The sequence below is a fragment of the Paraburkholderia sp. LEh10 genome (assembly GCF_017814945.1).
GTDB lineage: Bacteria > Pseudomonadota > Gammaproteobacteria > Burkholderiales > Burkholderiaceae > Paraburkholderia.
On the sequence record NZ_JAGIPX010000001.1, the window covers coordinates 253,495 to 275,325 of the forward strand.

Sequence of the window (21,831 nt, forward strand, 5' to 3'; positions counted from 1 at the left end):
GTTTCTCGCCGGAAACGCAAGTTCGCCGGTTTCTGAAGCGGACTAGTCCCGGAGTGTCGTAACAGACAGGTTCGCGACGATTGCGATAAACCTATAGATGCATTGCGCAGCAGGGTCGCGTCACGCTGCACCGAAAAGATCCAGCTGACGGGGATCGACTAACTGAGTAGCGGCAGACGGTTTTCCAACCGGCGTCCTAGGGGGCGGTGCCACGTCGATACGGAAAAAGTCAGGGCTAACTCCGGCGTTTTTCGCGGCGAGGAGCCAGTCTGGCATGTCGCCGAGCCCGTTCCATTCGTGACCTCGTGCATCGCGATACAGCGGCGGGTGGGCCTTGTCGTGTTCAATCGAAGCCGACAACGCTTCGATTGAAATTCCGAACTCTTCCATACGACGACGCATCCAGATGACCAGTCGATCCCGGGCTTCACCGTCGGTGATTTTTCCTTTCATGACTCAGCTACGAAATATGACTTCATCAAGTATAGCTGCATCCCGCGATGTTACGAACCATAGACACGCTTTTCAAAGCGCACGAGTAACTTGATGGCCAGGCACCGTTCGGTCAAGCATACGGCGACTTTCCGGTTGCAATTCTCGTAGGTGCCGAACAGCATATCCCCCCACGTGATGTCACCGTAGTTGTTTCGATGGCGGCTGTGGCGATGATGGATGCGGTGCATCTTAGGGCGCTGGAATACAAGTCGGACCCAGCGCCGTGTCTCGACATTGGTGTGATAGGAGAACTCGCCCAATGCGGTGCAGAACGTATAGACGGCACCTGCCTCGGGCGCGACAAGCCGAGTAGCGTGTACACGAACAGACTCCCGATCAGCGAGTCAGCCTTCATGTCGTTCAGTCGGCGGATGCCCGACACCTCCATGCCGACGGACCATACTGCCCGGGGAGAGCGATTCAGCAAAACCGATCATGGTGTTCCAATTGCCGGATCTGGGGTTCGTGTTGGGTCTATAGAGGCCGCTTTTCATATCGGCTCGCTGATTCGATGGTGGGAGGTAGCGAAGCCTTGCTTGCGCAGGGGAGGGGGCCGCCCTCGGAAAATCTCGCGTCGCTCCGTCGATAACGTGATGAAAGCTCGCATTATCGAGCACGATTACAGTCGGACGGTCATCGTCCGCCGCGAGCAGATTGTCAATGAAGCGCGCGACGTTCCGTCGACCTTAAGGCCGATCCTTTGGTGATCACGTTTTTGTGAGCGGCCACGCTACGAAATCCGGTTGCAGTTTCAACCAGCACAGCCCGATCCAGACCTATCGCCAGCGCCGTACGCAGCATTTCCTGACATTGCGTGACGCCGCACGGCACGACGATCACTTCCGTCGCCACACCCGCTTCCTTCAACCGCACTGCCTCTTCGACGGCGATCTCGTCGAACGCATCTTCACGTTCGCAATATCAACACCCGCGTTGTCCGACTTCACGCGGACCCTGACGTTGTAGTCAACGACCCTCTTAACCGCCACAAGAACCTCATGTTCTTCCCTTCCTAGATTTGCCAGCCGGCTTTCAGTCCTTCATAGACGGCTTCCTCTGCAGTACGGGGTGCCATGCAATCACCGATCGCAATCAGTTCTACCGGCGACGCTTCACGCTGTCCGTTGATCCATGTTCGCAGCGCATCCTCGAGCACGCTGTCGGGTTGGTGGCCGTGACATAGCACGAGCGTGTCGATGTTCTCAAACACAATCGCCTCGTCACTGGTCGTGTGCTGCATGAACACACTGTCGCCGTCACAGCCGTAGAGCCGTGCATATGGCGTTACTGCGATCTGCTGGCGATGAAGTTCGGCAGCGATGTTATCGCGCACGTAAAGCGGCAGCGTTTCACCCGCGTGCGTGCCGTTGACGGCGAGCTGCACCTCTGAGCCTGCGCGCGTCAGCATTTCCGCGATGCCCGGTCCGATCCAGTCGCAACGCCAGTCGACCACCAGAACGCGTCGGCCGACTGTTACCTCGCCGCGCAACACTTGCCAGCCCGTCACGACCTGCACGCCGCCGTCGTGTTCGAAGTCGGGTACGTAGGGCTTCGCGCCCGTCGCAAGGATGATCACGTCCGGTTGCTCAGATTTCACCAGCGACTCGTCGACCCGTGCGTTCCTGAGCACGCGCGCCCCCGACAGTTCGAGTTCACGCCCAAGATTCGTAACGATGCCGCCGAACTCGTTCCGGCGCGGCAGCAACTGCGCAAGCAGCGCCTGGCCGCCGAGCTGGTTGCCCGCCTCGTACAGCGTCACGTCATGGCCACGGCGGGCGGCTGTAGCCGCCGCCTTCATGCCAGCCGGTCCGCCACCGACGACCATGACCTTACGGCGCCGTCTGGCCGGTTGCATTTCGCCATATGTCAGCTCCCGCCCGGTCTCGGGGTGCTGGATGCACGAAATTGGATAGCCACGATGAAAGTGCCCGATGCACGCCTGATTGCAGGCGATGCACGCACGGATATCGTCGGTTCTGCCAGCCTCTGCTTTGGCCGGCATTGATGGATCGCAGATCAGCGCGCGCGTCATCCCGCATACGTCCGCCTGACCGTTCACGATGACTGACTCGGCCTCATGGGGCTGATTGATGCGTCCGCCGACGAACACCGGAATCCCAAGGCGCTGCTTGAATACTTTTGAGTCGGCAGCGACGTATGCGTTGCTGATCGCCATCGGCGGAACAATGTGTATTGCGCCGCCTAGTGAAGCGGAGGTACCCGCGGTGATGTTCACGTAGTCCAGCATCGGCTCGAGCTGCGTACAGGCCTCAAGCGCGTCATCCGCGGTCAGCCCGGTTGCTTCGCGCTCGCCCGCGCTGATCCGCATGCCGATTACGAACGAATCGGAGGTTTGCCGGCGCATCTCGGCAAGCACTTCGCGCAGAAATCTCAGACGGTTGGCGAGGTTGCCACCGTATTCGTCGGTCCTGCGATTGACCAGCGGGTTCAGACATTGTGAAGGCAGATACCCATGGCTCGCTACGAATTCCACGCCGTCAAGGTCCGCTTCGTACATGCGTCGCGCTGCCTGGCCGTATCCATGGACGATTTCGGCGATCATCTCGCGTGTCAGTGCGCGCGGCATGACGTGAAAGCGCTCGTTTGGGGTGCTCGACGGTGCATAGGCCACCGCGAGGAGGCCGTCAGCAGACTCCATCAGCTCGCGCCCCGGATGAAACAGCTGCGTGAACAGCCGGCAGCCGTGAGCATGGACTGCATCCGCGAGTCGCCGGTATCCTGGAATGCAGTCGTCGTCCGTCGCCATGAGCAGATGTGACGTGTATCGCGCAGTCTCGTGCACGCCCGCCACCTGCATCACAATGAGGCCGGCACCGCCACGTGCGCGGGCCTCGTGATAAGCGACGAGAGCGTCATTGACCCGACCGTCGGTCGGCATCGTAGTGTCATGCCCAGTGGACATGATCCGGTTTTTCAGTGTCGAACCGCGAATCTTCAAGGGCGAGAACAATTTGGGAAACTGGTTGGCGCTCATGATCGGCTGGAGTGGTTGACACAAAAGGGAAGGCAAGCGAGAGAAGTGCGTGTGGAACTCACGTCAGCGCGTGGCGCGCCTTCCAGTCGACGGGCGCAAGCGCATAGAACACGGTGGCACGCTCTCCTTCGTAACGACGCGGCGTATTCTCGGGAATCCAGAGTACGTCACCGGGCGTGGCTTCGAATGTCTTGTCCCCGACCCTGAGCCGAAAGACGCCCTCAAGCACGACAATCAGTTCATCGTAGAGCACTGTCCACTCGATCGATACGTTATCGAAGCGGGCCATGCCTGCCCCCATCGTGTTGCTGTGCTGCGGGCCAACCAGGCGCGCGATCGAAGCCGACCCGGCCCCCTGGTCGCCGTATGGCTCGAAAGCGAGTGAGTTGCGCTTGAACTGAATTACGTCGGACATACGTCTGTCTCCTCACCAGTGTGTATTTACGGTTGTTCCCGACGACGGAAGAGTCGGGAACGCTGGCGAGCATTTTTTATCCCAAAGTAAAAAAAATCAATATTTTTTTACTAGGGATAATTCCCGGTCTGGATGATTGTCGTCCCCGCGCGGACGCGTTCAGACCGCGCTTGCGCGAGGGGAGCGGGTACGGGGACGGCGATGCGAAGAAGGGCTGTGAGGACCCGGGATGCGTGCCGATTGTGGGGCGACCGCGCGGCGGCCGCTGCCGTAATGGGCTACCGCTCGCGTTGCGCGATGGCTAATAACTCGGCGGGGAAATGGCCCAGATGACGACGGTCTCGATCGCACCGGGATTGCGGTAACGGTGTGCGAATCGTGATGAGAAGGCAACACTGTCGCCCTCGCTGAGGAGGAAGTGTTTGTCTTTGCCAATCCAGATTTCAAGTTGCCCCGTCTGGACGTACAGCACCTCATCGCCCTCATGGGAATAACTCTGCGGGCTTTCCGCCCCGGGCGGAATGCGCACATGCAGCATCTCCAGCTGCATGTCCATTTTGGCGGTCAGCAATTCATCCACGATGCCCTGCTCATACCGCATCTGCAGGCGGTTGCCACGGCGTACCACGTAACCCTCCTCACCAGCGGGAACGGGCGTATTACCCGAAAAAAACCACTGCACCGTCACACCGAGGGCCTTCGCGATGTTGACCAGCGCTGCAATCGAGGGCGACGCAAGGTCGCGTTCAAGTTGGCTGATGTAGCCCGCCGACAGGTTCGTGCTCTCGGCCAGCTGCATGAGGGTCATCTGACGGCGCTTGCGCAGCCCGCGAATGCGGTCGCCAAGGATCGGTGTTTCCGCCGTGCGGGCGATCTCGCCTGATGGCGGGTTCGACTCCACGCGGATCTTTTTCTGAGAGGCCATGCGAATGATCGCTCCTTCATCCACCCGCAAGAGTGGGTCGCAAAAAGGCTGTCCGGAGACGATCGACCCGCGCTAGGGGTGGATGCTGCCAGGACGGACGAGCCATGTCCCTTCATCGCAGGGCATGCGGCATTGTTACACAGGCCGACGCTCTTCTGAGATATAAGTAAAATTACTAGCCAAATTTTTTACCTACAGAAAAATGTTTTGGGTACATTCACATCGAAAGCGGGCGACTTGCCGACTTCGCGACCGGCCAGGAGCGCGGCTTCTGGTTTCTTGGCCACAGCGCCCGGATTGGGCGGTGATGCTCGAAAAGCCATGTGCGCGAACACGAGGCGAAACCAGCGCGTTCCGTATGCGTAGCCCGAGTTGTCGAGTGAACCTTACTGGATACCGAATCTATGAATCAGCGTGCGAACGTGCTTGTCAGAGATCGCGCCGGGCGTGATCTCGGGCGCGCTGTTCGCGTTCGCAACATCGTTCGATGAAGTGGTGGTCACGCTGTTTCTCGCGGGCGCGGATCAGACGACATTGCCGCGGCAGATGTTCACCGGCATCCGCGAAAACATCAGCCCGACGATTGCCGCGCTCGCGACGATTCTGATTGTGTTTTCGACCTGTCTGCTGCTCGCGCTGGAGTGGCTGCGCGGCAGGAATGCGGCGCAGGCGGCGTGATCGCTCACTGGAAGACAGACGAAGCGTAGAGCGGGATCAGAGAACGCTGTCGCGCCCGTCACGCGACGTCGGCTCGCTGGTGGTGTGCATGTTGGGGCTTCGTGCCCATGGCGGCCTGCACGTTGCAGCCGACTCTTCCGGTGCTTTTGCCATCACTGGTCATTGAACGGGAATCCGGATCCGTGAGAGACAACTGTTTGTCCGGGTGCTTCTCCAAACCCTTTCTGATCCGCTCGAGTTCCCGCATCCGCTGGCGCAAATGGGCGATCTTCCTGGTAAGGACGTCCACGGCTGCGACCGCATTGTCACTCGAACGTCCGCTCGAATTCAGGAAGCGACACCCGGGCGGGCGTTGTGACAGACCGCCTGAAACTGATTTCAGCTCCCGTCACGTCACGTCAAAAGGAGCATGCCATTTGCCCGGCGCGCGGTCTGGCGTGTGGTGCCACCCCACCTAAACGAGGGGGAACGACTGCCGAGGACCAATATAAACTTGCCGAGCCTCCTCAGCAGACAATGCGCCACAAGTTGGTCACGGTCGTGCGCCGTGCGCGCAACGCAAAGCAATGGTGAGGCACCGACGGTGTTCCTGAACGGGGCACGGCTTCCTCTTTTAACGCGACTGACTAGTAAAAGTGAGAAAACGATGATGCGACGCGCGTTCCATTGGGTTGGGGCTGCGGTCTGTGCGACTACCTTGGCATGTGGTCTTAACGGATGCGTAAGCACTGTAAGGTCGGATAATTTCGCGCCATCTGCAACTGCGGTCGCGCCACAGGCGAGCGTCGCAGTATCGGACAAGGAGATTACTGATTCGTGGTTCTATCTGCTCGGTCGGCTTGCCGTGCTGAGACAGCAGCGGCTCGATTTCGAGGATGACGGCTTTCACTGGAATGAACTGGTACATCGCAAGCCGGGGGGCGTGCAATGGGCGAACCCGAATCTGGACGTCGTATTTTCGGAAGCTTGGGTTGCTATTGACGAGGACAGTTGCGTGCTCCTCGACATTCCGCGCATCGAAGGTCGCTACTATACGTGGCACATGCTGAACGGCTGGGGCGAGACGGTGCTTAACATCAACGAGCGCACATTTCCTAAGCAGCCTTATGGGCGATACGCACTCTGCCTGAAAGGCAGTCACGTCCGTATCCCTGCTGGTGCCTTGCGTATTGATCTGCCCGTGCGCACGTTACGAGTGGCGGCACGTGTCGAAATGGGCGATAGCGCTGAAACTGCGATTCGTCTCCAGCATGAGTTCAAGCTGACACCGCTCGGCGAACCGAAGCCTGAACCGGTAATCAACGTACCGCGCTTCACCAATGCAAAGCTGCCGCGCGCAGACGCGTTCGATTTTGCAGATGCAATCCTCGCAGGCTCACCAGACATCAATCCGGGTATGGACGAAGTGCGCAGCGAGGTTCGCGCTGTTACCGCGCTCGTTCAGTCAGGCCCGGAGGGGCGAAAACGGGTCGATGCAATCATCGGACAGGTTGCATTGCCGATGCTCGCGCAGCGCATTCGCGCCCTTGGCCCTGTTGCTAACGGTCGGATGCGACCCGCTGTGGTCGGCACGTATGACAGCGACTACGTCGGTCGCAGTGTCGCCGATCTGGTCGGTATCTGGGCCAACAAGCCTTCAGAGGTCGCCTATTTCGGGATGCCTCATGTGGATGGGAGCGCCACGTATGTCCAGACCTTCCCGAAGGACGCGTTGCCTGGAAGCCGGGTTCGCTACTTCTGGTCGGTGGTGGCGGTCGACTCGACCCAATACAGGGTGATACCGAATCCGCTGAACCGCTACATCCTGAACAGGCAGTCGCGTTTGCAGCCGAACCCCGACGGCTCGCTCACCCTCGCGTTCGGACCGCGCAAGCCCGACGGCGTCCCGGAATCGAACTGGCTTCCTACGCCCGCCGGGGAACGCTATAACCTGACATACCGCCTTTACGGAATGCTGCCTTCAGGGGCTGACGCGTCGTACGTTCCACCGCCGCTGATCAATATTCCAAATCAGTGAGAAGACAACGGCACTGATCACGCGTCTGCGAGGCATCCAAACTATTGCCGGCCTCGCAGACGCTTTCTGCGAAGGCCATTTGCGTAAAGCTCGCATACAGACGTCGCAGGAGCGGGCTGCTCAGACGGAACCATAACGGGCATACGGAAAAAGTTTGTTCATAGAGAGAAATAACCAGGCAATGAGATTGAGTGGGAAGGTCGCCATCATCACAGGCGCGGGGCAAGGCATTGGTGCAGCAACAGCTTTTAAGTTTGCGCAGGAAAAGGCGGTAGTGATCGCTTGCGATATAGATTTCGATTCCGTGGCGACGGTCGTGCACATATGCAGGCAAACGGGCACGGAAGCGAGCGCGTTCGCCGTCGACGTGACGAAGCGTGAACAAGTCGATGAAATGGTTGCCAAGGTACTTGATACGTACGGACGGATCGATGTCGTGGTGAACAACGCAGGCATCACACGGGACGCGCGTTTGCAGAAAATGACGCTACAACAGTTCGACGATGTCATCGATGTCAATCTTCGCGGCGTCTTTCATACTGCGCAGGCAGTGGTCGATGCAATGATCGAACAGGGTTCGGGGGTCATCCTGAACGCCAGTTCTGTCGTGGGCATTTACGGCAACTACGGACAGACAAACTATGCGGCTGCCAAATTTGGCGTGATCGGCTTCACGAAGACATGGAGCCGTGAACTTGGTCCGAAAGGCATCCGTGTTAACGCGGTTGCGCCCGGTTTCATCGACACGCCGATTCTCTCGACGATACCCAAAGACGTATTGTCGAAAATGCAAAAGCAGGTGCCGCTGCGCCGGCTTGGCAAGCCCGAAGAAATCGCCAACATTTACGCGTTTCTGGCGAGCGACGAAGCGAGTTACGTCAACGGTGCCGTCATCGAGGCAACTGGCGGACTCACGTTGTAGGCAGTTCGCAAATACACAGAGACGACCGCCTTGGCTCAGAGAGGCCGTTGCGTGACGACTTCGTGGTGCTGGAGTGGGTCACGTGGCAATTCGCGGAAAGCCTGCAGGAAGGGGCCAAACGCGAAGTGCCGAAGATCGGGAACCTGCACGGGTATCGCGCGATGCTGGCGCCGCCGCACGTCAAGCGCAGGCTGGTATGCGAACCCGACGTGTCGCGCTATATCCAGATCGATCCACCCGTGGTCACCACGCACACGGTGGACTGGGACTCACAGCACTGGCGGTCTATCTGGCGGCCGACGAGTTCGCAGACTGGTATCGGCGCTCACGCGGTGACAAGAAAGCCTGCAACCTCGTGACGATCCTCGCGCGCATCCGTGCCGTGCACTTCGCTGCCAACTATCCGCAGTATGGGATGGAAGGCGTCGAACGGCTCACGGGGCTGACGAGCAAGCAGCGCGCGGTCATTACCCGAATGCGGGAGATTGCCGCGCAGGGACAGCAAGCCATCGTGTTTGCGGAGAATCCGGGCGTGCTCAATGCGATCGCGAAGGAACTGTCGTCCGACGGCGTGGATACGGTTCTGTTTCATGGCGAGATCCCGATCCGCAAGCGCGTTGCCGACAAGGACCGCCGCTTCATTACTGGTCTTGCAACGGGCTTGCTGTCGACGAAGGCCTCCGGTCGCGCAGGCTACAACCTGCCGAACGCGGACTATGTGCTTTTCTATGACCGGTCGTCGAGTGGCGCATCGAGTATCAGGCGATGCGGCGCGCGCTGCGCTGGAACCGGAAGGGCGTGCTGAACGTGGAGTATTTTCATCTCCCAGGCAGCGTCGACGAGTACCAGGCGCAAATGGTCGCGCACAAACGCGACTCGATGCAGGCCGGGCTGGACTGGGCTACGCCTGAGCTGGAGGAAGAGACGTTCCTGCACATGGACTCGCTGCTCGACCGCTTTGTGGACGATCCGGCGATCATGCACGAACACATTGCCGCGGACATGCGGAAACTGTTAAAGGAGGCAGCTTGAAAGAACTGAATGTATCGGTGTCGGGGGCGAGGGTGTCGTCACGGTGAAGCGTGAAGGAACGCGCCGCGCTGTAGTCGCCAACGTCCTCGGACGTATCGAGGTGTTGTGCCTCGACCGCCTGGTGCACGAGCCGCATGAGGGGGCCTTCATCGGCTGGAACGTGGCGGGCGCGGTGACGACCATGTTGACGCGCGCGGTGGCACAGCCCGCGTCGAAGCCTGCCTGAGCGGTTGGGATTCCCAGTCCCTTACCTTGCATCAGCCCGGCAGAAATGCAGGGTTTTTTTCGGGTTTATCGGGGAAAGGCGCGTACCGACCGGGTAGGGACCTTCGTCGGTATGCCGTGCAATTGGCAGGTTCCAGGATTGACCGGTCGTTCGGGGAACGCGTGACAACGGCGCGCCCTGCAGCGCCGCGTGAAGGCATGGCGATCAAAACGGTGTGAGATCAGAGCCGCGCGCGCCGGCATCTGTAGACCCTGACGGCTGACCCGGCACCGCGCCCGTGTCGTCGATGTTGCGTGCAGCCGCTTTCTCGGCGCGCCAGCGCTGGCGCGACTTGTGCATAGTGCCCAGCGCGATGCGCGCCATCTTCACCCATCCGGAAGGCCGCGGGTCCGCTAACATGCTGAGCGCACGCGCGTAGTCCAGCGTCAGTCCAGGCGTCCACGCCATCGTCGCTGCGCGCTTTCTTACTTGTGCCGCGACCCACAGTTCGGGAGTCGCGGCGATGCGCAGAAACGGCTTCCAGCCCCCTTTTTTCCCCCACGCGCGAGCCGACGCTCCCTCGATCGCGGCCTCGAGCGCCTTCGCGACCGTGCTCGAGCAGTTGCGGTACGTCAGATTATATGTCGTTGTGCGGCGATATTCGGCCCAGAAGCGTTCGAGCCGCTCGGGATCGTAATTGCGTATGCACACTTGCCGCGTGGAAGGACACCATGCTTTTGATTCGGTCGCGTAGTCCGGCTGGAACAGGCCGGGCACGTCGTTGTCGCGGGTCGCGCGCAGAATGCGCGAGAACTCCTCGGGCGACCTCTCGATTTCAACGGCCGGGTACAGGCTGATATAAACGCCTTCGGTCGACTCGAGCGCGGCATGGCCCGTTGAGATCGAGCCGTTCCTGTCGACCGCGGCAATGTAGCGGTCAATGATCGGCTGCCGCCGTGCCTGTGCTTTCGCGGAACCAACCGGCGTCCACACGTGTATTGTCAGGGCGTGTTCGTGCGGCTCGGGGGCGCCGTCGAATGAGTTCGACGAATGCAGGTTCGGTCCGTCTGGCGTGGCCACTGTGGCCGCCGCCGTCGCCACAGCGACAGTCCCCGCCGCCACGGCCCGGTGCTCCGTGCGCTTTTCATCGGCCACCACGGGGTTTGTCGCCATGCGCCGCACGCGCAACGCGAGCAGAGTCATGTTCCAGCCGCCGAACAGCAAGCCGAATGCGACACAGTATGCGATGGTGCCCGCATAGTAATCGGGGTAGGGCTGATAGAGGAAGATCGCAATGGCGAGTTCCAGCACGCCGCCCCCGATAGCAATTTTCCACGTTCGGTAGCGCACTAGTCCTGCGGCAATGATCTGCAGTGTGCCGTCCGCGAGAAAAAGCGTGCCGAAAATCATCGACAGGATGAAGTTGCCGTGCTCGCCTCCCATCAGCACGAGTCCAGCGGACACAACGAAGGTCGCGCCCTTCACATAGCGCAGCGTGCGCTGGCCGCCCATACCTGTCCATGCGACGGCCAGCGTCGCGAGGCCTTCAAGCAGCAGCAGGGCTGCAAACGGGATGATGGGGAACCAGAGCGCGCCGTCAAGCGCATCGCAGAAGATCGTCACACCTAGCACGATGCTAAGCAAACCTACCGCCAGCAGTTCGCGCCAGCGGGTGCGAAGGTAGTCGACGCCGAGCAGAATCATCACGAGGCGGACCATGGCGTAATCCTCCCTGCGCTTGCGAACCTTGGCTGGGCGAAACGAACTTACCGTTGACGATGACTGTCGCGGGCATCGGGCTGCGGCTGTCAATAACGCATAATAGTGCGATTCCGGGACGAAATGAGAGTTGTCCGCAGGCGTGCGTTACATCAGGCGACGCCCGTTTCGTCGGACGACAGACGCGCCGTGTCGGGCAGCAGTCGACCCGTTATCGCCACCCGGTCCACAAGGAAGGCGAGGATCGTTCTTAGTACTTCATCAGCCATTCACCTGGGGAGCGTGTGCTGCTCGCCGGCCAGACCCGTCACCGCACTCAAGACTGCCACTGTGGCCGTCATCATTTCTCTTCCCGCATCGATGGCGTAAAGGTGATTCCTACCAGCAATCCTTCCGGCCCGATGAAGCGACTGACGGTCTGGCCCCACGGCTCATTGCGGTTCCTGACCAGCATCCGATACCCTCGTGATTCAAGTTCGGCCGTAGCCGCTTCGACGTTGTCGACATCAAACTCAATCCAGGCTTGCGGGATGGGTACTTCACGAGGCCACGAATCCGTGCCGAAGCACGACTGAGCGGCCAGAGAGAGCGGCCACAAGGCGAAAGTGTTTGCGCCTTTCATGCTCTCCGTATGGAGGTAGCCGCCTTTCTCTTCCTTGAAGGGGATACCGAAGGCCCGACCGTAGAGCTCGCGGCTTGCCTGCGCTTCAACCACAATCGGGCCAAAGCCCGCGATGAACAAGGCCGTGGCTTTTGGGATCTTTTCCATGGCTTCTCCTTTGCCGCGAATAAGCGGCGCCATGAGGAACGAACATGTCCGCCCGCGCCCGTCGAACTGATGTGGCGGCCAGTATTCAGGTATTGAGGGGCATGGATGAGTGTAGGCTTGTTTCAGGTAGCCGGCAGGCATCTCCGCCCGGCAGCGAACAGCGATCGGGCGGGTTCGGTAGCGCTCGCGGCATCGACTGTCTGCGTCGCGTCACGGGGGTACTGCTGACGCTCGATTGTCCCTTTCCGACTTTGCTCGAGCGGCGTTAGAAAGCCGCACTGGGGCATTCTCCGATCTCGTTGCGAACTCCAGACAACGTCGTCAGAAGCCGCCCCAAACACATTGCAGCAAATCACCGACAGACTAGGGATCGTTAACTGCGTTGATGATGTCAGTGAGAAACCAAGGCAGGATCAATTGCGTATCGGAATAGCTGACACCAACGCTGAGCATCGGTGGCTTTGACGTGGAGTCGCCGCGCGTCGCACCGTGGTTGGCACGCGGGAGGTTTGCATTCGAGTCGGCCGGAATTTGCTGGGCAATCTGATTATTGGCGGGCGGCCATGTCGAGGCGCAGCCGGCAGTGAGTACGACGAGGGCAATTACGGAGCAAAAGGGCTTCATGAGGGCGAACTCTCATGAGTTCGTCGCGGTATGTGGCTGGCGTCTGCCGAGCGCGGGAGGCGTGGTCTGTAGCCCCTAAGCGGACTGCCGGCCTATCGAAGCATCAACGGCTGATGGCGGATGGAGAGCGGTCGCTCGAACGGCCATGTTGCAGTAGCGACGAACGGCAGTTGATGGGCGGCGACTTCTGTGCGACTCGCATCGTCGGCGGGCGTTTGAATCGTAATCAACAGAATCAAGCGCGGGTCTTGGGCCGATAGAGCGGTTCTCAATGCAGCTAGGTGCTACCTGCCTCATGGCCGCTACCAGTCAACCAGTTTGGTAGCAAATAACAGGTTCACGTCGTCCCTTAACTCTCGATACGCCCCGGCTTCACAACCACTTGCGCGCTACGTTAGCGCGAGGACGAAATCGAACCAGGCCGCCTTTCGCTCGCCGCCGTTGTCAATCGTCATCAATAGCCGGCGATCGAACAGGGAATCGCGAGCGTTGCGCTGCTCGGCAGGAAAGTACAGCTGGGTGGTGAGGATCGGCCCGTTGGGTGACTGCACCGTCACGTGGATGTGTCTTGTACGTCCCGGATATAACCCCGGCACGATGGTCTCAAGGCGGTAGCGTCCCTCGCTGACGGCGAATTGATGGCCGCGCAGCCGGAAGCCCTCCAGGCCGTACTCGCCGGCGTCATTGGCGTCCAGAAATCGAGCAAAGCCCCGGAAACCGCGCTGCATCGCGTCGAATACACCCGTCCAGTCAGGACGATCTTCGTTCCATTGATGCCCGGTTCGAGCAGCGATGCACGTTGCGGCGAGCGCGACAGGAAAAACAGACCTGCCGTCTGCTGCCGTGTCGGTTCATGTTCGTCGGTGCAGGCGGGCGTAGCTGAAACTGCGCCGGGCTGCCCATACGCATCTCCGAGGGCCAACAGCAGTAACGTCGACGGCACCGCGGCAGACTCGCGAAGAAAATCGCGCCGGCCCTGGCTCACACCTCGTGTTCGCATTGTGGATGATCCTTGCTTTCCACGGGCCGGCATCTTTAGCCGCAACGGCGGCCGCATGGCTGGTTGTCGGCTCGGCTGTGTGCGCAGCGCAGCCTACCGTTCCTATGCTGACCATGGTAAGTCGAAATGGCCGTGTTGTCGGCTGCCACTGAAAATGCAAACCGCGCCGGGTGGGTGAAAAGCTACTACCTCAGCTGGTGAAAAATCCGAAGGTGGCCCGCCGCGCCTGAGCCGCCAACGGCGTGGCTGATCGACCCAATTCGACCATGAAGGTCCGTCGTTTGTGCAGAGCGGCCGCCTGAATGGCCATGGGAACGCTCTGTCGAGCGGCCGCAGTTGGCCGAACTGAGCCGGGCGATCTGACATCGCCTATCCGACCAAGTCCAACTTTCTACATTTAAGGCAAACACGCCCTTGCCATGCACAGGGGAGCGTCGCGCGGAGATGCGTTGCCGTTGCACTGGGTGGTCCCCATCTGTAGCACCTTGAGTGCAGGCTTCGAAGAATAGCGCTACAACCGCCCGCGTTCAACGTGAAGCGACGTACAAAGGTGCAACTAACCGGCTGACGCGCAATCGTACCTATGACGGAATCCTGGCATGACAGGCAAATTTAAAAGCTAGCAAGCCGGGACAATCGCGACGGCGATCGGGCCTGCTTAAGCGCAGCCTTCTTCGCAGTATGCGTCAACGGCTAACGAAATCCGTTGTGATCTTTCATTCAGATCGTTCGCGGCAAAGCTCCAACGCGTGGTCCCTAGACACTATTCGTGTGGATGCGCCGTTTGCCGGCGACGTCCTCGGCGTCAAGATCCCCGATAGCGTGGATCAAGTGACAAGCAAGCTCGGTAAGCCGATCAGCAAAGTGACCGTGCCGCTGTTTGTGAAGACGCAGACTTTTCAATATCCCATCGACGATTCGGCGTATGCACGTCCCATAGCCACCGGCGATGGAGTCCAGACCATTTTCATAGTGCGGTAGGACAGCAGCGCTGCGCGTGGCTTTGAAGTGCAGCAAATGCGCGCGATAGGGCGGATGCCTTCGCTACATCACGCGGAGCCGATTCATGGCGAAAACCGTGAACTGCTCGATACGACCTTGGGCATCTATCGGTTCGATGATCTGACCGTTCTGAAAAAAACTCGATTTCGGCGGTTCTGCTTGAAACGGGTGTGATTACGGATCCGGTCGATGAGGCCTACGTCAGCGATGCCCTCAGTCAGGCACACATCGTGAAAGCGATTGTGTCGGCTGTTCGGGCCTACGCTTCGACTCAGCACCAGGCGGCGATGCCGCGAGATGATACTTAGTAGTGGAATCAATCATATTCGTACATTCGCTGATACGACGGGACGCTGGTCGATTAGATTTCAGTTGGAATTTACGGTTCGGCGGTCTCTTCCTGCATGAACCATCAAGCGCAGCTTCGCGCCGGAGCTGCGCTTTTTGATTGCGGTGTGGGAGGGATAAGTTCTCTCCGTGTTTGTACGGCAATTTCCAAAGCTTACCGAAGTGACTTTGCTTTACTTGCCACCATCGCGACACGACCGAACGATGAAAGCGCGGATTTAATCCTGCGCTGAGGTCTTTACGAACGATTCGGCGAAGTCGTCGTCCAAGTCGCCAATTCGATGGCAATCCGGCGTACCACGTCTTCCCAATCGCCGTCAGAACGTTGCCGGAATAGCTTCACGACGCCCGGGTACCAAGGCGACGCAGCTTCAGGCTCCCTTAACCAACGCCAGTCCGCGCTGCGGCCTATGGTCCTCCAGTCGCTCGACCTGGTCCGCCCCGAGGACGTGGGGCGCCGGCTAGTGATGCTGGTCAACCCAAAGCGTCGAGATGCCAGTGCTGCCGTTGGTTGGCTCTATACCGGCATTCAGGTAATGAAGCCGGATGAGGCGGCCTCCGCGCACCGGCATATCGCATCGGCACCGCGATTCATCATTGAAGGCAGTGGCGCTTATACGATCGTCGACGCCGAGCGCCTCACGCTTGTTCGCGGCGTTGGCGCTCGAAGCCGTGCCTTCAGACGCGCTGCATCGAACGGTGCTTCGACCTTCCTGTCGTTGTCGAAGTAGACCAGCACGTCGCGTGAGCGTCGCCGTGTCGCCGGTTTCTCGCTGAAGCGCACCGCATCGGAAGGTTCACGTCCTTGCGACCATGCATCGATGCGAGCCGCCAGCCGCTCGAGTGCGGCCTCGGAATAGGCACCGCTGTATAGCGTTTCGCTGCCATGCAGACGCAGATAGACGAAATCGCTGGTGACATCTTCGCCGTACGGCCAATCTGCCGTAGCGTCCGACACAACGAGCGCGGCCCTGTATTTGCGTAGCATTGCGACGAATTCGGGCACACAGAAACTGGGATGGCGAATTTCAATGGCGTGCCTGATGCGCAGGTTGGATCGAACGTCGAACCAGGGATCTTTTACGCGTGTGTCGTGCGAGTGGGCAAGCCGTGCAGCAGATCTGAAGTCGGACGGCAGCAGCGCAAGGAACGCGTCGAACGAAGAAGGAACGAACGAAAAGTTCGGCGGGAATTGCCAGAGAAACGCGGCGAGCTTCTCACGCAGCGCGAGGACGCCAGAGGCAAAAAAGTTCGCGATCGCGGGACGGGCGGTCTCGTCGCGGAACCGCAGCATATGGGTCAGGTACCTGGGCCCCTTGACACTGAATGCGAAGTTTTCCGGCGTCGAGTCGTACCACGACAAATAGCTGCGAGCAGATTGAAGCGAATAATGTGAGCCGTTTATCTCGATCGTATCGACCGCGCGGGACGCGAATTCCAGTTCGCGCTTCTGTGGCAGTCGCTCGGGATAGAACACGCCGCGCCAGCCGGCATATCGCCAGCCGGAGATACCGATTCGTACTGTCATGGATGCGTTCCTTGGGGCGGGTCTGTCCGGTCGGTTCTTCCTCGCTGGAAGCAAATGAGATGTGAGCAACTGTCGTTCCATTTGCACCGCTGGCTTTATCGGCCCTGGCTGGCATTGCCGGCTTCCGGCATGCCGATCGGCAGGCATCGCAGCTGGATTCCCGTTCATCGATCAGGGGGCTAGTGTGCGCACGGCGGCATGGGAATTGCGGCGGCCTGTAAGCGGGCTCACACCTTCCGGTGCTAACGACCGCTTGAGGAGACAACCATGCGAGTTTCGACAAAGGGAATTTTGATTTCAGCGTTGCTCATTGGTATTTCGGGAAATGTCTATGCCCAAGGCGCCGGGGGCGGCGGTGCCGCTGGCGGACAAGGCGGCACGGGCATGAGCAAGCCGAACGCGGGTGGTCCGACGGATACTGTGTCGGGTGCGTCCGGGGCAAATACCATGGCACCCTCTTCGGGTACCACGACGCACAAGAAAAAGCACAAAAAGTCGAGCGCTGCCATGTCGGCATCGGCTCCCGGTCCTGGGTCGGGAGGCAACTGAAGGATGGAGGTCTTTCACCGTTCGCCTGAAACGCGGGCGTTCCATGTGGCTGTCCTGCTCAAAATGCCGACAACTCGGGCCTGCATCGACGTGGGCTAGCCCATGTGCCGTGCAACACATCTTCGCTGACGGGTGAAGTGGCTGCCTCCTGCGCAGCTCGTCGTGGCCGTAGGCCTTGTGACTGGCGGACATTCGAGCCTCGAACTCTAGTGCGAAGACTCAGGATGTCCGACCCGAACACAGATCCTGGAAACGGACCGTCGAACGCGCTGGTTGCGCCGCCGGGCACAAGCGAGGACCCGCGCCCCGCATTCGCCCGGCGTTCATCCGCCGGAACGGTTGTCGATGAAGAAGGGCACGAATCGGGTGGCGTGTGAGTCTGCCCGTCCACAACCATGAAAGGTTACCGGTCCAACCGTGGTGACGGGTGAGAGCGGGCAGCCTTCCGCCCGCCGCATACGCCATTCCATTGGACCAAGGTCCAATTTTCGGTATCGCGTGCGTGGGTTAGCGTGAGCGCATGCGATTCGTTCCTGGGTGAGCCCGATGAAAACATGGTCAATTGTCTGGCTGCGTTACATGGCTCGTGCGACCGGTCTCCCAAATACAGTTCCCGTGGTTGTCGGCGAACATTGTGCTCAGCCATCCACCCGCCTCATGGCCCGATTGTCGTCCGGCTTGCGGACTACATGCCCATTGCGGACTTTGCGATGAAACGCATACCCGACATGGACATGGTCGCGTTGCGTGGCGCGATCCGGCAGGCCGCGCTCGCCCTTGCGGACAGCGGCGTCTTTGGCGAATGGCGCGCTGTGAGGGATGCGCTTCAAGGGCGCTTTAGCGCCGATCAGTTGGCGGCTATTTTCGACAGCCCGTTCTGCCGGCTCGACCTTAATCAGCGGTGTCATCGGGCGCAACGTGAGCCACGGATAGTAAAGCGCCGCGAGACGTGGTTTTTCCCTGTTACCGCGTCGGACGGCGCCCAGCGGAACGAAAAAGAAAGAGTGTTACCGGATTGCCGGTCGAAGCCACGGACGGATGAGCTTCTTTGTGAACGCATTGTGACGGTTCTCGTCGACGGTTGTCCGCGCACGGCAACGGAGCTCGCGCAGCAACTGGGCGTGAGCTTGACCGACGTTCACAGGACGACGCGGATGTTGTTGACGGAAGGAAGGGTGATGGTGTCCGGACTGGTCGCCGGTGCTCACGCCGGCCACATGGCAAGGTCTTTCACGTGTGTTACGGCCGTCGTTCACCGACGAGCCGAGATCGGATCGACCCGGCTATATACGGGATGGCCTCAGGCGGACCCCGTCTTGACATCCGCTATCCAGGCGATTGTGCGTCAAGGTCTACATGATGGAGACTGATGCTGCCGCAAGGTTCCTTTGTCTGAACGTTGCGCCGCGCAGCATCAAGTCACGTTGTGCGGCGCGGGCGACCAACGGCCATTGAAGGAAGCTGGCGGCGTCAGCCCGGTGTCAGGCCAGTCGAACCGCTCCGCTTCTTTGCGACACCCGATAGCAAGCTGCTTAGTGCGTCGAGATTGACCGGCTTGACGAGATGATGGTCGATCCCGGCTTCTTTCGAGCGGCGCCGGTCCTCATCCTGACCCCATCCGCTCAACGCAATCAGCGTTAGACCGAGGCCGCCCGGTTGCGCGCGAGCGCGGCGCGCGAGTTCGTAGCCATCCATGCCCGGCATGCCAATATCCAACACCATGACGTCAGGCTGAAATTCGCCAAGCGCAGCAAGCGCCGCGGGCCCGTCGTTGGCTACTCGTGTTTCAGCTCCATACATATCGAGAAGCATGGACAGGCTGTCTGCTGCATCGTGATTGTCGTCGACAACGAGAATGCGACATTGGAATAAAGAATCCAACGGCTGTGTCTCTGTGCTGTCGTTTGCAGCCCGTGTGCTTTCCGAAGCAGGCAGACGCACCCGGAATTCGCTGCCTTTACCGGGCCCGTCGCTGAGGCCCTCGACTTTTCCGCCGTGCATCTCCACGAGGCTGCGTACCAGCGTCAGACCGATGCCGAGTCCGCCTTGGGCGCGACTGTAAGTACGTCCCGCTTGGGCGAACAGGTCAAATACCTTCGGGAGCAGGTACTTGGGAATGCCCATGCCGTTGTCACGCACGGAAACGACGCAATCGGAGCCATCCCTGTAAGCAGTGAGCCAGATTTTGCCACCGTTACTCGTATATTTTGCGGCGTTATTGACGAGGTTTGCGATGACCTGTGTGATACGGACAGGATCGGCGTCGATTATCAACGGCGCAGGTGACAGGCTGACGATCAGATGGTGACCGGCGCTATCGATAAGCGTACGGCTGGACTCTACCGCGTCATTGATCGCCGTTGTGAGGTCAACCGGTTGAAGGCGCAAGTGAACTTTGCCGCTGGTGATGCGGGAGACCTCCATCAGATCGTCGATCAGGCGAACCATGTATTCGACCTGTCGCTCGAGCATCTGATGAATGCCGTCGAAGTCGTTTCCTGCGCCACCGCTGCAGATAAGATGAAGACCGTTTCTGATCGGCGCGAGCGGGTTGCGCAGTTCGTGCGCCAGCGTGGCGAGAAACTCGTCCTTGCGCCTGTCAGCTTCCTTCAGCCTTTCCTCGGCCCGCTTGATCTGCGTGATGTCCTGGATCACCGAACACGCGCCGGTCACTTTGCCGGCGATGTCACGCAGGGGTGCGGAACTGACGCGCATCCACGATTCGCGCCCGGTCTCATCGGTATAGAGCATTTCAACGCCTGGCACGACGGTCTCACCGCGCAGCGCGCGAGCGCCCGGCCAGTCTTTCGGGTCGACGGGATTACCATGCTCGTCCCGCGCCCGCCATAACGCGGTACGCTCGGCGGCCCGTGACGGGATGGCCGTCGGAACGTACTTTTCCATCAGGGAATTGCTCAGCGTCCACCGGCCTGTCATGTCAGATACGCCGACGCCGGCGGGGAGTTGCTCAATGATTGTCCGCAGGCGCCGTTCGCTAGCGTGTACCGCTTCATTTGCGCATGCCCGCTCGATCAGGTCAGCTGCCTGGCGCCCGAGAATGTCGAGCAACTGAAACTCGTGTTCTGACGCAACGTGAGGCTCACTCCAGTACGTCGAAATCGTGCCGACGAGCGCGCCGGCGCGCGAATACAAGGGAGTCGTCTGCATTGCTACGATGCCGAGATCGCTGAACATGGGCAGGTCCTCGCAACCCTCCATGAACTCACACCGTCTGACATCGGACACGACTATCCGCTGCCCATGTTCCAGTGCAGCTGCACATGTGGTCGCCGATTCGGCGGAGAACCTCCTCCATAAAGCGAGCGTTTCCGGTGTAAAGCCCCGATGAGCGAGGAGTTCCAGTCCCTTGCTACCGTCGCGTTGAGCGCGCATGACCTGTATACATGCGTACGGTGCGTGCAAGAGCCGCGCCGCCGCGTCGACCACCAGCGAATACAGGCTGTCGACAGCCTCCTCTCCGATGAGCTCGTTGCTGATCCTGTGGAGAACGCGACTTTCAGCGAGCTCGTCCTCGAGGCGTCGGTGGCGCTCGGATTCCAGCGCCTGTTTCTCGTGGCGAAGCGAATCGAGCTCATCGAGAAGGCGCTCTTCGCGCTCGCCATATCTCGGGGCGGCGTCGCCCAGCAGACATTCATTCAACTCCTTGTGGTTTGACAGCAGCTGTCGAACGTCGTCTTCAAATGAAATTTCCGGATGCAGTTCACTCCAGATGTGCTCAGTGTGTATGAACGCGAGCAACAACGAAAAATTTTCCAGGTGCGTCGCACAGAATGCGTGCCGAAGGGCCGCCAGGCATTTTGACGCGGCCGGTGTTTTGAGGAACACCTGGGTTGCGCAGACGAAGACTGACCACTCCAGCTCCGAATCGGCAGGCGGTAGCTCTGCGATGGGCTGCCGCGTCAGCGAACATTGAGCGACCCGCACCTCGAGCGTTCCAGCTAGCGGAACAGGCCGCCTCAACAACCGCAGAACGTCGTCCAGCGACTGCGGGGCGCATTGCTCGTCCCCTGCAACGCGCCCCAGTCCCAGCAGAAAGCCGACGTGTCTGGCGATGCAGTAACGCGCCTCGCAAAAACGCGAAAGCCAGACGAAGAGACGCTCCTTGAACAGGGGCGGCAGCGGATTGTCCAGATAGCCGTAACGCGCGGATTCCCAGAGCTTCGCGGCGATCTCGGGGCTGTCGGGATCGAGGCGAAAAACATTCGGCACCAATCCGAGCCGCTGCCGCACTTCTTCACTGATCGTGTCCATGTTCTCTTCCTCTTGGGGATCAGCTTGTTTCGCGTGCGGGGCGAAGGCGATCACTCATGTGGCCGGGCAACCGAGGGCGAAGATAGTTTCTGCAACAAGCAAGCAAATTCAGTGCCCTCCGCGGCGCCCGGATCGCTTCGCGCACGCGCAGTTCATCGGCGGCGCGCAGGAATCGATCGGCGCGAGGGCGGCCGTGAAGACGGGCACTGCGCCTGCGGGAGGATCGTGCAGCGCGCGGTTCCAGCCGGACATCCTTTATGCCCTATCTGCCGTCCGTTGCTTCCTGGGACTTGCGATCGTTCCCGTCGGCACGGCGTATGCTGGGTGCACGCATCT

General features: G+C 60.0%; 19 protein-coding genes and 4 pseudogenes. 9 read left to right on the forward strand and 14 right to left on the reverse strand.

Annotation, left to right across the window (positions count from 1 at the left end; all coding sequences use genetic code 11):
* Positions 1–120 precede the first annotated feature (120 nt).
* The 6 genes and pseudogenes from J8I87_RS01200 to J8I87_RS01225 form a co-directional block, all read right to left on the reverse strand.
* Complete coding sequence (locus tag J8I87_RS01200; protein ID WP_209929606.1) at positions 121–453, reverse strand: H-NS family nucleoid-associated regulatory protein; 333 nt, start codon at positions 451–453, stop codon at positions 121–123.
* Between the two features lie 50 nt (positions 454–503).
* A complete protein-coding gene (locus J8I87_RS01205; RefSeq protein WP_245253621.1) occupies positions 504–755 on the reverse strand; it encodes a sterol desaturase family protein in 252 nt (83 codons plus the stop codon).
* A gap of 454 nt (positions 756–1,209) precedes the next feature.
* Positions 1,210–1,520 (reverse strand): annotated as a pseudogene (locus J8I87_RS01210) (electron transfer flavoprotein subunit beta/FixA family protein); the annotation flags it as partial.
* Positions 1,508–3,490, reverse strand: coding sequence for an FAD-dependent oxidoreductase (locus J8I87_RS01215; RefSeq protein ID WP_209929607.1), 1,983 nt, complete (start codon positions 3,488–3,490; stop codon positions 1,508–1,510). The gene J8I87_RS01215 and the pseudogene J8I87_RS01210, both read right to left, overlap by 13 nt.
* Before the next feature lie 58 nt (positions 3,491–3,548).
* Entirely contained in the window at positions 3,549–3,905 is a 357-nt protein-coding gene (locus J8I87_RS01220; protein ID WP_209929608.1) for a cupin domain-containing protein, read from the reverse strand.
* A gap of 301 nt (positions 3,906–4,206) precedes the next feature.
* Positions 4,207–4,830, reverse strand: coding sequence for a helix-turn-helix domain-containing protein (locus tag J8I87_RS01225; RefSeq protein ID WP_209929609.1), 624 nt, complete (start codon positions 4,828–4,830; stop codon positions 4,207–4,209).
* 417 nt (positions 4,831–5,247) lie between these two features.
* On the opposite strand from J8I87_RS01225, the pseudogene J8I87_RS01230 reads away from it, so the two are divergent.
* A pseudogene (locus J8I87_RS01230) lies at positions 5,248–5,508 on the forward strand (ABC transporter permease); the annotation flags it as partial.
* Positions 5,509–5,587: 79 nt separating this feature from the next.
* Here J8I87_RS01230 and J8I87_RS01235 read toward each other — a convergent pair.
* Positions 5,588–5,788 (reverse strand): annotated as a pseudogene (locus J8I87_RS01235) (IS5/IS1182 family transposase); the annotation flags it as partial.
* Between the two features lie 366 nt (positions 5,789–6,154).
* Between J8I87_RS01235 and J8I87_RS01240 the strand changes: the two are divergent.
* From J8I87_RS01240 to J8I87_RS01255, 6 genes are all read left to right on the forward strand, one after another.
* Positions 6,155–7,525, forward strand: a complete 1,371-nt coding sequence (locus J8I87_RS01240) for a DUF1214 domain-containing protein (RefSeq protein WP_245253623.1) — start codon at positions 6,155–6,157, stop codon at positions 7,523–7,525.
* Between the two features lie 181 nt (positions 7,526–7,706).
* Positions 7,707–8,447 (forward strand): 3-oxoacyl-ACP reductase FabG, encoded by a 741-nt coding sequence (gene fabG, locus J8I87_RS01245; RefSeq protein WP_209929610.1) that lies wholly within the window; start codon positions 7,707–7,709, stop codon positions 8,445–8,447.
* A 47-nt stretch (positions 8,448–8,494) separates the two neighbouring features.
* On the forward strand, positions 8,495–8,806 hold the full coding sequence (locus tag J8I87_RS45910; RefSeq protein ID WP_313063649.1) for a hypothetical protein: 312 nt from the start codon (positions 8,495–8,497) through the stop codon (positions 8,804–8,806).
* A complete protein-coding gene (locus J8I87_RS45915; RefSeq protein ID WP_313063650.1) occupies positions 8,803–9,252 on the forward strand; it encodes a helicase-related protein in 450 nt (149 codons plus the stop codon). The genes J8I87_RS45910 and J8I87_RS45915 overlap by 4 nt, the downstream gene beginning before the upstream one ends.
* Entirely contained in the window at positions 9,213–9,479 is a 267-nt protein-coding gene (locus J8I87_RS45920) for a hypothetical protein (protein ID WP_313063651.1), read from the forward strand. The genes J8I87_RS45915 and J8I87_RS45920 overlap by 40 nt, the downstream gene beginning before the upstream one ends.
* Positions 9,480–9,522: 43 nt before the next feature.
* Entirely contained in the window at positions 9,523–9,705 is a 183-nt protein-coding gene (locus tag J8I87_RS01255; protein ID WP_313063652.1) for a hypothetical protein, read from the forward strand.
* A 204-nt stretch (positions 9,706–9,909) separates the two neighbouring features.
* Here the strand turns inward: J8I87_RS01255 and J8I87_RS01260 are convergent, their stop codons facing one another.
* The 4 genes from J8I87_RS01260 to J8I87_RS44390 form a co-directional block, all read right to left on the reverse strand.
* Positions 9,910–11,403, reverse strand: a complete 1,494-nt coding sequence (locus J8I87_RS01260) for an HdeD family acid-resistance protein (protein ID WP_209929611.1) — start codon at positions 11,401–11,403, stop codon at positions 9,910–9,912.
* Positions 11,404–11,743: 340 nt separating this feature from the next.
* Positions 11,744–12,172, reverse strand: coding sequence for a VOC family protein (locus J8I87_RS01265; RefSeq protein WP_209929612.1), 429 nt, complete (start codon positions 12,170–12,172; stop codon positions 11,744–11,746).
* Between the two features lie 363 nt (positions 12,173–12,535).
* On the reverse strand, positions 12,536–12,796 hold the full coding sequence (locus J8I87_RS01270; RefSeq protein WP_209929613.1) for a hypothetical protein: 261 nt from the start codon (positions 12,794–12,796) through the stop codon (positions 12,536–12,538).
* A gap of 389 nt (positions 12,797–13,185) precedes the next feature.
* Complete coding sequence (locus J8I87_RS44390) at positions 13,186–13,524, reverse strand: hypothetical protein (protein WP_245253624.1); 339 nt, start codon at positions 13,522–13,524, stop codon at positions 13,186–13,188.
* Between the two features lie 980 nt (positions 13,525–14,504).
* Here J8I87_RS44390 and J8I87_RS01280 point away from each other — a divergent pair.
* Both J8I87_RS01280 and J8I87_RS44395 read left to right on the forward strand, forming a co-directional pair.
* Positions 14,505–14,777, forward strand: a complete 273-nt coding sequence (locus J8I87_RS01280; RefSeq protein WP_209929614.1) for a hypothetical protein — start codon at positions 14,505–14,507, stop codon at positions 14,775–14,777.
* A gap of 758 nt (positions 14,778–15,535) precedes the next feature.
* Positions 15,536–15,793 (forward strand): annotated as a pseudogene (locus J8I87_RS44395) (NADPH dehydrogenase); the annotation flags it as partial.
* Here J8I87_RS44395 and J8I87_RS01290 read toward each other — a convergent pair.
* From J8I87_RS01290 to J8I87_RS01300, 3 genes are all read right to left on the reverse strand, one after another.
* Positions 15,760–16,674: a DUF72 domain-containing protein gene (locus tag J8I87_RS01290; protein ID WP_209929710.1), complete on the reverse strand. Its 915-nt coding sequence runs from the start codon at positions 16,672–16,674 to the stop codon at positions 15,760–15,762. The pseudogene J8I87_RS44395 and the gene J8I87_RS01290 overlap by 34 nt on opposite strands.
* A 1,187-nt stretch (positions 16,675–17,861) precedes the next feature.
* Positions 17,862–18,131: a hypothetical protein gene (locus tag J8I87_RS01295; protein ID WP_209929616.1), complete on the reverse strand. Its 270-nt coding sequence runs from the start codon at positions 18,129–18,131 to the stop codon at positions 17,862–17,864.
* Between the two features lie 562 nt (positions 18,132–18,693).
* Complete coding sequence (locus J8I87_RS01300) at positions 18,694–21,495, reverse strand: ATP-binding protein (protein WP_209929617.1); 2,802 nt, start codon at positions 21,493–21,495, stop codon at positions 18,694–18,696.
* Between the last annotated feature and the right edge of the window lie 336 nt (positions 21,496–21,831).